Annotated in this window: 10 protein-coding genes; 3 read left to right on the forward strand and 7 right to left on the reverse strand. The window is 56.6% G+C overall.

Annotated features, from left to right (window positions below; translation table 11 throughout):
• Positions 1-202 precede the first annotated feature (202 nt).
• Entirely contained in the window at positions 203-673 is a 471-nt protein-coding gene (locus MHK05_RS09885; protein ID WP_023020172.1) for an SdpI family protein, read from the reverse strand.
• Between the two features lie 192 nt (positions 674-865).
• Between MHK05_RS09885 and MHK05_RS09890 the strand changes: the two genes are divergently transcribed.
• Positions 866-2,077, forward strand: coding sequence for a dicarboxylate/amino acid:cation symporter (locus MHK05_RS09890; RefSeq protein WP_239206435.1), 1,212 nt, complete (start codon positions 866-868; stop codon positions 2,075-2,077).
• A gap of 68 nt (positions 2,078-2,145) precedes the next feature.
• On the opposite strand, the gene trpA is transcribed toward MHK05_RS09890, so the two are convergent.
• The 6 genes from trpA to MHK05_RS09920 are packed head-to-tail and all read right to left on the reverse strand — an operon-like array spanning position 2,146 to position 8,834.
• A complete protein-coding gene (trpA, locus tag MHK05_RS09895) occupies positions 2,146-3,012 on the reverse strand; it encodes a tryptophan synthase subunit alpha (protein ID WP_239206437.1) in 867 nt (288 codons plus the stop codon).
• Positions 3,012-4,217, reverse strand: coding sequence for a tryptophan synthase subunit beta (gene trpB / locus MHK05_RS09900; protein WP_239206439.1), 1,206 nt, complete (start codon positions 4,215-4,217; stop codon positions 3,012-3,014). Before trpB ends, trpA begins: the two co-directional genes overlap by 1 nt.
• Before the next feature lie 13 nt (positions 4,218-4,230).
• The gene (trpCF, locus tag MHK05_RS09905; protein WP_239206441.1) at positions 4,231-5,637 is read right to left on the reverse strand and encodes a bifunctional indole-3-glycerol-phosphate synthase TrpC/phosphoribosylanthranilate isomerase TrpF; all 1,407 of its coding nucleotides are present in this window, start codon (positions 5,635-5,637) and stop codon (positions 4,231-4,233) included.
• Positions 5,634-6,671, reverse strand: a complete 1,038-nt coding sequence (trpD, locus tag MHK05_RS09910) for an anthranilate phosphoribosyltransferase (protein ID WP_239206443.1) — start codon at positions 6,669-6,671, stop codon at positions 5,634-5,636. Before trpD ends, trpCF begins: the two co-directional genes overlap by 4 nt.
• A 1-nt stretch (position 6,672) precedes the next feature.
• Positions 6,673-7,320 carry an anthranilate synthase component II gene (locus tag MHK05_RS09915; RefSeq protein ID WP_239206445.1) on the reverse strand — a complete coding sequence of 216 codons (648 nt, stop codon included), beginning with the start codon at positions 7,318-7,320 and terminating at the stop codon, positions 6,673-6,675.
• Positions 7,317-8,834, reverse strand: coding sequence for an anthranilate synthase component 1 (locus tag MHK05_RS09920; RefSeq protein ID WP_239206447.1), 1,518 nt, complete (start codon positions 8,832-8,834; stop codon positions 7,317-7,319). Before MHK05_RS09920 ends, MHK05_RS09915 begins: the two co-directional genes overlap by 4 nt.
• A gap of 329 nt (positions 8,835-9,163) precedes the next feature.
• Between MHK05_RS09920 and MHK05_RS09925 the strand changes: the two genes are divergently transcribed.
• Together MHK05_RS09925 and MHK05_RS09930 are read left to right on the forward strand one after the other, a co-directional pair.
• The gene (locus tag MHK05_RS09925; RefSeq protein WP_239206449.1) at positions 9,164-10,639 is read left to right on the forward strand and encodes an NAD-dependent succinate-semialdehyde dehydrogenase; all 1,476 of its coding nucleotides are present in this window, start codon (positions 9,164-9,166) and stop codon (positions 10,637-10,639) included.
• A 328-nt stretch (positions 10,640-10,967) separates the two neighbouring features.
• Positions 10,968-12,176 (forward strand): MFS transporter, encoded by a 1,209-nt coding sequence (locus MHK05_RS09930; protein WP_239206451.1) that lies wholly within the window; start codon positions 10,968-10,970, stop codon positions 12,174-12,176.
• Positions 12,177-12,305 lie beyond the last annotated feature (129 nt).

The raw sequence follows: 12,305 nt of genomic DNA on the forward strand, positions 1-12,305 counted from the left end.
TGAACTACCAGCCCGAACCAACGACGCAAACCGCGCCACAACAACAGAATCCGGAACCCATTTCGACTCCACACAATCACCTAACCCATGTCAGGTGTTTCCACGACCACTAGAAATCAAGGAGGAAATAGCTACAAAAATTCCCCCTCTGGATGAGGCGTAATTCTTATCCAGAGGGGGGGCGGTTGTGCAGCAGGCGCTGCTATCTGTCAGATTCTCGTGCGGCGTGACGGAGTGCGTCGACATCGACCTGCGGTGCAGAAGCCGCGGCAGCCTCTTCCCCACCGCAACCGTCGGAGCCACAATTGCAGGAATCCCCACAACCTTCTTCACTAGCGTGTGCCTGTTCGTAGAGGAACGCGGCACGCGAGCCGAGGTTGGAACCTACAGATAGGGCGAGAACTGCCGCCACAAAGGTAAGAACCGGAAGGAGCCACATCCAGCCCTCAGCGCTAAGCGCGACGATTCCACCGAAAATTAGGCAGACACCGCTGAGGATCCAGAATGGACCAGCGATGCGATGGGCGTTATCCCACGCTTCGCGAGACTTGCGGATTTCTTGCAGTCGCAAGCCAATGTAGTTATTTCCGGGTAGGCGCTTGGTTGAGGCCATGGTACCTACAACGATGAGGAAGACGGCGAGGATGAAGAAGATGATTCCCACTGCGATCATGTATTCAGTTTAGCCTTGTAGTGCTGAGATAAAAATTGCGCCTAGGCCGAGTGCTCTGTCGCTGTGTGTGCTCAGGTAGTATGCATTTAAGGTCGATTGATAGATATTGAATCGACCTTGGCCTCCGCACTGCGCTGTTTCGCCTCGGTCGTTTAGTCCTAGAGGTAGAGCACCCGATCTGATTGTAAGTATATGAATCTCAAGAAACTCTCGGAATCTTTGTTGTTCCGCATTATCGTTGCCATCATCCTTGGCGTGGTGGTCAGCCGATTCGCGCCAGAATGGTTTGGTCGCGTATTCGCCACCTTCAATGGACTATTTAGCAACTTCCTCAACTTCTTTATCCCGGTCCTTATTTTCGCGCTGATCGCTCCGTCCATTGCGGGTCTCGGGCGTGGTGCCGGTAAGTGGCTGGGGGTTACAGCGGGGATTTCCTATGGCTCCACTATTGTCGCCGGTCTTCTTGCCTATGTGCTTGCCCACTGGCTCTACCCCACCATGCTTAGTGGTCAGAATCTGATTACTAATGTCTCCGATATTGATGAGGGTGCACTCTCTCCCTACTTCGAGGTGGAGATGGCGCCGCCTTTTGAGGTTATGACTGCCCTCTTATTGTCGTTCTGCATTGGTGTAGCTATGACTACCGTGAAGTCCGATACTTTGTACGCTGTCACCAAGGAATTGGAGAACGTAGTAGTCAAGGTAATCTGGGGGTTTGTTGTGCCGATTTTGCCCTTCTATATCTTTGGCATGTTCTTGGGATTGGGCATGAATGGCAATCTGGGCTCGGTACTTTCGGCCTTTGCCAAGGTTTTGGTTTTGGCAGTTGTTATGACCCTAGTCTACCTAGTCTTGCAATACATCATTGCTGGTGCGATTACCGGGAAGAATCCCTTCAAGGCGCTTCGCAATATGCTGCCGGCTTATTTCACGGCTTTGGGAACCTCCTCTTCTGCCGCGACTATCCCGGTGTCCTTGGAGTCTACGCTTAAGAATGGCATTTCAAAGCCGGTGGCAAGCTTTGTTATCCCGCTGTGCGCGACCATCCACTTGTCCGGTTCGATGATTAAGCTGACGCTCTATGCCTTTGCGATCGTGTATATGGCAAACCTTGATATTAGTACCGGTACCGGACTTGGCTTCATCTTCTTGTTGGGAATCATGATGATTGCTGCTCCGGGCGTTCCGGGCGGTGCCGTCATGGTGGCGGCCGGCCTTCTGGCAGACATGATGGGCTTTGATGATGGCATGGTGGCGCTCATGATCGCCGCCTACATCGCCATCGACTCGGTCGGCACTGCCGCCAATGTCACCGGCGACGGTGCTATTGCGATGATCGTGGACAAATTCGCAGGCGACAAGAAAGACCCCTCCGAAGAGGAATCTGCAGAAGCAACCGCGTAGAGGCTCACCAAAACCACACCCCTCGTTCAGCTGTCGAGAGCTGACGAGGGGTTTAATGCGTTGTGGGGCTATTTTCGGGTCGCCGCCTTCATGCGGGTGACAAATTCAGCGAGTTCTTTGTGCAGCGCGGGGTCCACGCGAGCGCGGCCTGAGGTCCCTTCGATCTGAGTCCGCTCTGCAGCGGTTTCACGTGAAACGTGGCGATCAATGATTTTAGTAATGGCCGAGCCAGTAATAGCCCCCTCCGCTCCGGCTGCCACGGCATCGCGCACATGCTCGGGTGCTGAAATGCCGAAGCCGAGCAGTACCGGCGGGCCATCGAATCTTTTGATGTTTGCTACGACTTCTTCAAGCCCGATGGTTTTAGATTCTCTTTCGGTACCTGTCACGCCGTCGCGGGAAATGGCATAGATATAACCCCGCGAGCTGTGAGCGACGCCTTCGAGGGTGCTCGCGGTGGCACGAGCCGGGGCGATGAGGATCGGATCTATGCCGGCCTTTTCTGCTGCAGCGATGAATGGAGCGCCTTCGCGTACGGGGACGTCGGGAAGCAAGGTGCTATCCGCGCCTGCCTTAGCGAATTCGGAATAGAAGTGCTCGAAGCCGCGCGTGAAAGCCACATTGCCGTAGATCAACATGCCAATGGGAAGCTCAGGGAATTCTGAGCGAATCGTCCGCACCTGTTCTAGGGCGGAATCTACGGTGGCGCCAGCCGCTAGCGCCCTAAGGTGAGACGCCTGAATGGTCGGTCCATCGGCCACGGGATCAGAAAATGGGACGCCAAGTTCTAGTGCATCAGCACCGGCCGCGACAACGGTTCGTACAATGTCCAGCGTGTCCTCCGGGGTGGGATCGCCCAACATGAGGAAGGGGACGAACGCGCCCTCTCCCCTTTCGCGCAGTGATCGGAATAGGTTCTCGTATCGATTGCTCATTAGTGCTTCTCCTGCTGTTTAAATTCTGGGTGGGCCTCAAGTGTGCGGCGAACATGGTCGATATCTTTATCGCCGCGACCAGACAAAGAGACCACAATGGTGATGTCCTCATCCTTCCGTTTCAAGGCATAAGCAAGAGCATGGGAAGACTCAAGGGCGGGAAGGATCCCTTCCCGCTGGGATAGCAGTTGGAACGCTTCCAATGCCTCGGCGTCTGTAATGCCAACGTATTGTGCTCGGCCGCTGGAGTGAAGGTAAGCATGCTGTGGACCGACTCCCGGGTAGTCGAGTCCGGCGGAAATGGAGTATGACTCTTCCACTTGGCCGTCTGCGTTCCGCATGAGGTAGCTGCGTGCGCCGTGGAGTATTCCTACGGTCCCGTTGTTGATGGTGGCACCGTGCTTGCCGGAGTCCAGTCCTTCACCGCCCGGTTCAGTGCCGACGAGTTCCACTTTTTCCTCCGCAATGAAGTCTGCGAACATGCCGATTGCATTGGAACCGCCTCCGACACAGGCGACGACTACATCCGGCAGGCCGCCAGTGCACTCAAGCATCTGCTGCTTAGCTTCTTCGGAAATGACCTTATGGAACTCCCGGACGATAGTCGGGAAAGGGTGTGGCCCAGCCGCAGTGCCGAGGAGATAGTGGGATTCATGGAACGTAGCGGTCCAATCGCGGAGCGCTTCATTCACCGCGTCCTTAAGCGTTCCGGACCCGGTATCAACGGCTACGACTTTCGCGTTCATTAGCTCCATACGGAAGACATTGGGCTGCTGCCGCGCGACGTCTTTTACCCCCATATAGACCACACACTCGAGCCCTAAGAGTGCGCAAGCCAGTGCGGTGGCGGTGCCGTGCTGGCCCGCTCCCGTTTCTGCAATGATGCGAGTCTTTCCCATACGTTTGGCGAGGAGGGCCTGTCCGAGGACTTGGTTCGTCTTGTGCGCGCCACCGTGTACGAGGTCCTCACGTTTGAGGAAGATCCTCGCCTTACCGCCTAAATTTTTTGCCTCTGTCAGTGGCGTGGGCCGGCCAAGGTAGTCACGCAGAAGGCCGCTGAGCTCTTCGCGATAGGACGGGTCATTCTGTGCTTCTACAAAAGCCTTCTCAAGTTGGTCGAGGGCGGGGATAAGGGATTCTGGGACGAACTGTCCACCGAATTCACCAAAGTATGCTGGAAGGAGTGTTTCACGTGAAACGGTCATGATCGTGTCCTTTCTATGGGTGTGTATAGCGTCGGATGATGTGGAAGGCTTGGGACACAAGCGAGGAATCCTTGCGGCCGAGTGCGTACTCTAGACCCGAATTGAGATCGAGCCCCATCGTGCCGATCGACAGAGCCTCTTCGAGGTTGTCTAACCGGAGGCCACCGGCGAGGAAGGATTTATCCTTAACTTCAGGGGGGATAGTGCTCCACTCGAATGAGCTTCCTGACCCGCCGCTTCCGGAGTCCAGGACTAGCGCTTCTACTTCTGGGACAAGGTCAGTTGCCAGTCCTGCGAAATCGGGGCTGAGCATATCGACGGCACGCCAGACGGATAATCCGCCCGCGACGCTGCGTACCTGGCGTAGGAATTCTCTTTCCGCTTCCCCACTTCCTTGGAATGGGGTGTGGAGCTGAAGTGCCTTGAGTCCTGGGAGCTCAGAAAGTCTCTGTAGCTCTTCGATATCCGAAGAACGTGTCACGGCCACGTAGTCCAGACCCGGCTCTGCGGAGATGATGTCACGCGCGGTTTCACGTGAAACACTGCGCGGCGATTCCCGTACGAAGATAAGTCCTCCGTAGCGGGCCCCTGCAGCACGCGCCGCTTGCGCAGCGGAGGCAGAGTTAAGCCCGCATACTTTATTGCCACCGTAGACAAGATCGCGAGCGGCGCGATCGATATCCTCTTGGCGGCTGAGTTGTGAGCCTACAAGGAATGCGTGCACGTGAGAGCCCAGCCGGCGGACAATGGCATTGTCGCGGATTCCGGATTCCGAGACGATCGTTTTTCCTTCAGGGATATGGCTAGCGAGGCGCTCGGTTCGTTCTAGGTCGATGCTGAGATCGTGGAGGTTGCGGTTATTGATACCGATGATGTCGCCACCTAATTGCAGCGCTCGTTCCACCTCTTCCTCGGTGATGGCTTCAGTCAGGACGTCTAACCCCAGTTCATCAGCCAGCGCCTTGAGTTTAACGTAGGTGTCATCATCCACGATGGACATCATGAGCAAGATGGCATCGGCTCCGTAGTGTCGCGCGGCGTAAACCTGAATGGGGTCAACAATGAAGTCTTTGCACAGCACCGGCAGGTGGGTAGATTGGGCGACGGTTTGCAGATGGTCATAGTCGCCGCCAAAGCGCGCAGGCTCGCACAGCACCGAAATGGCGGAGGCATAGCGTGAGTAGATGCGAGCGATATCGCCCGGACGGTAGTCCGCGCGAATCAACCCCAGGGATGGCGAGGCAGACTTACATTCCATGATGAAGCGATTGGTGCCATCGAGGGCTTCGACAAGCGAACGCTCCGAAGGCGGTACGCTAGCGAGGTCCACGTAGGACAACCTGTCGCGAATGGCCGGCAGATGAGTGCGGCGCTGGGCGACGATCTCTTGTAGCACGGTTGGCAATTCCTTCGCCGTCATTGGTTCTTCTCCCCTACCGCATAGTTGGCGCTTTCGTGGATATGGAGCCACTTTTCGACAGCGCCGCTATTAATAAGATCCTTAGCGTGAGAGACTCCTGCTGCGATACTCCTCGTGGTCCCGTTGAGGTAAAACATGGCTCCGGCGGTGGCAGCGATGGCGTCCACGTGTGCGGGTTTACCTCGGCCGGCAAATACCGCGCGGAGGGCTAAGGCATTTGCAGCGCCATCCCCACCGGCAAGCTCCGCGAGCTCGTGGCGCTCGATACCGAGCTCTTCAGGGGTGAGCTGGTAGGTGATAATGTCGCCGTTCCTGAGCTCCCAAGCCTGCGTGGTGCCATGAGTGGCAATCTCATCCGTGCCGGCTCCATGGACGACTAAGGCGCGCTCGCGGCCAAGTTCTCGAAAGACCTCTGCAATGAGCTGGCCTTGATCTGGGTTTGCAATGCCCATGATTTGGAGTGATGGGTGTCCTGGGGACAAGAGCGGGCCGAGGGTATTAAATATGGTTGAGATGCCCAGTGCCTTGCGCACCGGTTGGACGTGGGCGATGGCTGGGTTGTAGGCGGGGGCGAATAGAAACGTAAAGTTCGAGGCCTCAAATTGGCGGACCGCTCGGGCGGCGTCTAAGTCGAGCGGGATATTAAGAGCCTCGAGTACATCCGCAGATCCGGACTTGGAAGAGACCGAGTGGTTGCCGTGCTTGATCATCTTCACTCCCCCGGCAGCGGCGACGAGCGAGGCCCCCGTCGTGATATTGATGGTATTTGCGCCATCGCCCCCAGTGCCGGCCGAATCCATAAGGCCTTTTCCGGTGATGGGGAAGGGATAGCCCACCTTTAAGAAAGCCTTGGCGGCGCCGGCAACGTCCGCGAAAGTCTCGCCCCGAGCCCGGATATGAGCGAGCAATGCCGCGATATGGATATCGTCGTAGGCGCCCACGGCCAAGGGGGTAAATACCTCCGTGGCTTCTTCGATGGTGGGTTGTGGATTGCTTAGATAGGCCTGAAAGGTCCGCAGTGGTGTTCGGCTCATTTTAGTTTTCCTTCTCCATAGTGGTGTGGGTAGATAGTTGGTGAATGCAGCGTTGGAGCATTACGGGTCCAGTGGGTGTGAGGACGGATTCTGGGTGGAATTGCAGACCTAGCCCCATACCGTCTTTTGTCTCCGCGGCCATCACTACTTCGCCGATATCTGAGGAAGTGTGTGCTAGGCAGCGCATCTCGTGCGGGATATCCGTACAGCCGAGCGAGTGGTAGCGTGCCACCGGAATCTGTGTGCCGAGACTATTTGGTTGATCAGGTTCGGTATCGGTGGCAAGCCCTTGGAGTACGGGATGCTGAACCCCGGCTGGCGTGAGAGTCATCGGAACGGATTTCCCGTGTACCGGGCCGCAGGGCGCAACTGCCCCACCGTGGTATTCAAGAAGCGCTTGGAAGCCGAGGCAGACGCCGAGGATGGGAGTGGTGTCAAGGGTGGCGTCGATAAGCTCCATCATGCAGCCGGCCGACCGTGGATGGCCGGGTCCGGGGGAAAGCACAATTATGTCGGGCCGCGCCGCCAATACCTCATCGACCGCAACGGTGTTACGAAATACTGTGGTATCGAACCCAGCTAGGGCATCGACGAGGTTATAAACAAAAGAATCGTGGTTATCCAGAAGGACAATGTGTGGCGAACTCATCGCTGCACCTCCAACTCGGCACCGTGTGCTACGGCAATGGCATTGAGCACGGCGTAGGCCTTATGCACCGTTTCATCGGCCTCGGCCTGTGGGACGGAATCTTTGACAACACCGGCACCGGCTTGCACTACTGCGGTGCCGTCTTGGACGTAGGCGGAGCGGATGACAATGCAGTTATCCATGGCGCCATCGCCGCGCAAGTAACCTACTGCCCCGCCGTAGGATCCGCGGCGTGTCCCTTCCGTTTGCCGCACCAGCTCGGTGGCACGAAGCTTGGGCGCACCCGTCAGGGTGCCCATGTTCATACAGGCTCGATAGGCATCGAGCGCATCGAAATCTGAGTGGAGCTTCGCCGTGACTCGGGAGACCAAGTGCATCACACGGGAGTAGCGGTCCACCTGCAATAGCTCTGCCACCTGGCGGCTACGAGGAACGGCCACCCGCGCGAGATCATTGCGTGCTAGGTCTACTAGCATCGTGTGTTCCGCAATCTCTTTGTGGTCAGTACGCATCTCTAATTCATTGCGGATATCAAGCTCATGGCTGATGCTCCCATCCGGGCGCAGCCCGCGCGGCCGAGTGCCAGCGATGGGATAGAGCTGCACTCCCCTATCTTCCGGCGTGAACCTGAGATTGGATTCTGGCGACGCGCCAAATAGCTCATAGCCGTCGCCACGAACGTAAAACATATAGGGCGAAGGGTTAGTGTCTCGTAACGTCCGGTAGGCCGCGAGGGCGCTAGGGCATTCCAGCGTGAAGGAACGCGCGGGCACTACTTGGTAGATATCGCCGGCGTGGATATTGCGTTGTAGCTTTTCCACGTCTGCGCGAAACGTTGCGTCATCCGCGTCAGCCACCGCACGGATCTTGCTTCTCTGTGGTGCCGTGGGGCGTGGGGTCTCCGGCCGCGTGGCTAGGGAATCAAGTTCCGCTTTAAGGTGGTCTTCGTCGATATCCCAGCCCTCTAGGCGCGCAGTTCTTTGCAGGTGGTCTACCTCCAGGACCGTTTGAGCCACCAAGAACTCATAGTCTGGGTAGGAATTCGGCCCCGGTTTAACCTCGGGGAGGTCTTCGAAGGTGGCCAGGTAGTCATAAGCGAACCCGCCCCCTAGAAATGGTAGTAGCGGAGAGGAATAGGTGGCCTCTAATTGGAAGAATCGCAGAATGTCAGCGGTTGATTCAGCAAGGAGTCGCTGCCGCTCGTCGGGTTCGGCAGAAGGCGGGAATTCGAATACAGCGGTAGTAGTTTCACGTGAAACTAGGCGGTGGCGGAACCGGTCTCGGAGAGGAGGAAGGAGCACCTCCCCCGCGTTGGTGAAGGCCCGCACCTCCACCCTGTGGCCATGGCACGTGACTCTGAGTGCTGCCTTGAGGATGGCGAGACAGTTGAGGTTTTTCTTAGTCTCGATGTCTGCGCTTTCGAGCAACATGGAGTCGTGCGGTTGCGCGAGCGCGTCAAATGTGGCGGCCGCATCGCTGTCGTAGGGTATGTCGCGGGTAGCGGTGTATGGCATTGCAGTGCCCTTTCGGAGAGGGTGGGTATGGGAAACGAAAATTAAGCTTCCACGAGCACAGGCACAAAAACGCCAAAAGGCCCGCAGAATGCGAGCCTGAAAATAGGTTGCGAAAGATGGCCCGCGGGTTACGCGCGCCACCACCAAGCAGTAGTCATGTTCTTCATGGCAGCTACTTTAACCTAAATTTCTATACCGCGGAAGATATTGCCGATAAATATTCTCACAGCCCGAGCTGGCTTTCTCGCAGCAGAAGCCGTATTCGGGACTTTAAAGAAACGAGTGGGGTACTGTTGGGTGCATTAACAAAGGGAAGAAAGGTGATGTAAATGACTATGAGCCCTAATGAGGTAGTGGCAAAAGTTCCTACCCAACTTTTGATAGGAGGCGAGTGGCGAAAGGCATCTTCCGGCGAGACTTTCACGGTGGAAAATCCCGCCACCGGAGAGACCATTGCTACGCTCGATTCTGCTAATTCCGCTGACGCGGTAGCCGCTCTAGATGCTGCTTGTGCGGTGCAAGATGAGTGGGCACGAACCACCCCGCGCGAGCGGGCGAATATCCTCCGCCGGGCCTTCGAGCTGGTACACGAGCGCGCCGATGAGTTCGCGACGCTGATGACACTTGAAATGGGAAAGCCTTTTGCCGAGTCTCAAGGTGAGGTCACCTATGGTGCTGAGTACCTGCGCTGGTTTAGCGAAGAGGCAACGCGCGATTATGGCCGCTACTCCCCCGTTCCGGAGGGCACTTTGCGTATGGTCACACGCCGCAAGCCGGTCGGGCCATGCCTGCTAATTACCCCATGGAACTTTCCCCTCGCGATGGCCACGCGCAAGGTTGCGCCTGCTGTTGCGGCAGGCTGCACCATGGTTCTGAAACCGGCCAAGCTCACCCCACTGACTACGCAGTACTTTGCGCAAACCATGCTCGATGCCGGCCTGCCCAAGGGTGTGCTCAATGTGGTTTCCGGAAGCTCTGCCTCAGCCATTTCGGAGCCTTTGCTTGCCGACGATCGCCTGCGCAAGCTTTCCTTCACCGGCTCCACCCCAGTGGGCAAGACTCTACTGAAGGGTGCCGCGGATAATGTGCTGCGCACCTCCATGGAGCTGGGCGGCAATGCTCCGTTCATCGTCTTTGAGGATGCGGATATCGATCAGGCCGTAGCAGGGGCCATGGGTGCGAAGATGCGCAATATTGGTGAGGCCTGCACTGCGGCCAACCGTTTCATAGTGCACGAGTCCGTGGCGGAAGAGTTTACGCAGAAGTTGGCGGCGGAGTTTAACAAGCTCGTCGTGGGTAATGGCCTGGACGAAGGCGTTACCTGCGGTCCCCTCATTGAGGCCAAGGCGCTCGACAATATTGCTGCCTTAGTGGATGACGCAGTGGAAAAGGGTGCCACCGTTGTTACCGGTGGCAAGCGTGGCGAAGGTGAGGGTCACTTTTATGCCCCCACGATCTTGAGCAATGTTTCACGTGAAGCCCGCGTGGCCCAGGAGGAAATCTTCGGCCCAGTTGCACCTATCTTTATCTTCAGCGAGGAGGCGGAAGCCCTAGAGTCAGCAAACGAGACGGAATATGGTCTTGCGTCCTATGTTTTTACGGAAAACTCAGACCGCCTGTGGCGCGTGGCCGATGGTCTCGAATTTGGCCTGATGGGATTCAATGCCGGCGTCATCTCCAATGCCGCTGCCCCATTCGGCGGCGTCAAGCAATCCGGTTTGGGTCGCGAAGGTGGCGCCGAAGGTATTGAGGAATATACCTCAGTTCAATACCTGGGTATCCGTGACCCTTATGCCAATGTTTAGAAACGCAAGCGTTTGAAAAGACACACAGGCCAGCCGGGCTCCCTTTCGGGGCCCGGCTGCGGCTTAATAATGTAAACATTCATTAAAAATGAGCCCGCCTTCCCGACCTAAAGCATTTATCCTGTTCAAGTCGTCAATATTGTTTGCATTGGGCTGCAAAAAGTGAGGCCGAACAAGACCAAGAGGGCTTTTTGATTAACCATTGAAGCTTGCGGGGCGTATAGTTCCTCTCCGTATGATTTGATTTGTATTTCCTTCATCTGCGAAACGTGGCCTTATGGCCTGTTCGTGGGGAGGGAATTTTCTTTTTGTTATTTGGAGTGAATATATGACGTCTACTGAATCTGCGGCTAAGCCGCAGCTGATTACGCCCACGTTCGTTCTCGCGTGGGTGGCTAATTTCTGTCAGTTTTTGGTCTTCTACCTGTCCGTGACCACCATGGCCCTCTACGCGGTAGAGAGCTTCGGGGCATCGGATACCGTGGGTGGTTTTGCCTCCAGCGCCTTTGTTCTGGGCGCGACGTGTATGCGCGTATTCTCCGGCTGGCTCGTGGACCGCGTAGGCCACAAGAAGGCCGCCCTGACCTCCCTAGTCTTCGTCACAGTCGTTGCTGTGGCGTATTTTTTTGCACAGAACGTCGCCGTTCTTATCATCGTCCGTTTCCTGCACGGCACGGGTTACGCTTTGACCTCCACCGCGCTTATGGCAGTGGCACAGTCCGTCATTCCGCACGAGCGCCGCGCGGAGGGTACTGGCTACTTCGCCCTCGGTACTACCTTGGCAACGGCCTTCGGCCCAGCACTCGGCCTCTTCTTGGCTAATAACATTGGCTACAACACGCTCTTTGCTGTAGCGCTAGGCGCTAATGTCGTGTCTTTGGTCCTGGCCTTGGTGCTGCGCTACCCAGCTGAAGTTTCCGCCGAGAAGCCGGCCTTTACTTTGCGCAATGCCGTGCACCCCAACGTGGTTCCCATCGGCCTGTTTATGTTGTTGGTCGGAATCGCCTACTCCGGTGTGGTTACTTATCTCAACGCTTATGCGCGCAAGGAAGACCTTGTTACCGGTGCAGGTCTGTTCTTTATTGGTTACGCAGTAACCATGCTTATCATGCGCTTTGTTTTGGGCCGCATCCAAGACCACAAGGGCGATAACGCCGTGATGTACCTCGGCCTTGCAGCCTTTATTATCGCTCTGCTCCTCATGGGCTTCCCCACCAACGACGTCATGCTGGTGGTTGCAGGCGCCTGCACCGGTCTGGGTTTCGGCACCCTCAGCCCCGCCTGCCAGGCCATCTCTGTGCGCTCGGTACCCACCGCACAGATGGGCGCGGGTATCTCCACCATGTTCCTCCTGATGGACCTAGGCATTGGCCTGGCTCCGTTCGGCCTAGGCCCCATTGTTGGGGCAACCGGCTTTGACACCATGTACCTCATCCTTGCGGCCCTCGTAGTCATCGCAGCCATCTACTACTTCTTTGTGCACGGTCGCTTCCCCAAGGCCAAGGGGCACCATCTACACTTTGACGAGAGTAAGTAATACAGTTACTCCCCTGTTTGCCTGAAGCATTAAAAGCACACCAGCCATCGAGGCTGGTGTGCTTTTACTTTAGGCGCACCTGGGGATCGTCGCTTGAGGATATGGATGTAGGGTGCGGTGCGTAGCGTA

It is taken from the genome of Corynebacterium nasorum, from assembly GCF_022347325.1.
GTDB classification, from domain to species: Bacteria; Actinomycetota; Actinomycetes; order Mycobacteriales; family Mycobacteriaceae; genus Corynebacterium; species Corynebacterium kefirresidentii.

Bases quoted from the DNA above. Each gene is read 5' to 3' on its own strand.
- MHK05_RS09885 (WP_023020172.1), bottom strand. From the start codon at position 673: ATGATCGCAGTGGGAATCATCTTCTTCATCCTCGCCGTCTTCCTCATC.
- MHK05_RS09890 (WP_239206435.1), top strand. From the start codon at position 866: ATGAATCTCAAGAAACTCTCGGAATCTTTGTTGTTCCGCATTATCGTT.
- trpA (WP_239206437.1), bottom strand. From the start codon at position 3,012: ATGAGCAATCGATACGAGAACCTATTCCGATCACTGCGCGAAAGGGGA.
- trpB (WP_239206439.1), bottom strand. From the start codon at position 4,217: ATGACCGTTTCACGTGAAACACTCCTTCCAGCATACTTTGGTGAATTC.
- trpCF (WP_239206441.1), bottom strand. From the start codon at position 5,637: ATGACGGCGAAGGAATTGCCAACCGTGCTACAAGAGATCGTCGCCCAG.
- trpD (WP_239206443.1), bottom strand. From the start codon at position 6,671: ATGAGCCGAACACCACTGCGGACCTTTCAGGCCTATCTAAGCAATCCA.
- MHK05_RS09915 (WP_239206445.1), bottom strand. From the start codon at position 7,320: ATGAGTTCGCCACACATTGTCCTTCTGGATAACCACGATTCTTTTGTT.
- MHK05_RS09920 (WP_239206447.1), bottom strand. From the start codon at position 8,834: ATGCCATACACCGCTACCCGCGACATACCCTACGACAGCGATGCGGCC.
- MHK05_RS09925 (WP_239206449.1), top strand. From the start codon at position 9,164: ATGACTATGAGCCCTAATGAGGTAGTGGCAAAAGTTCCTACCCAACTT.
- MHK05_RS09930 (WP_239206451.1), top strand. From the start codon at position 10,968: ATGACGTCTACTGAATCTGCGGCTAAGCCGCAGCTGATTACGCCCACG.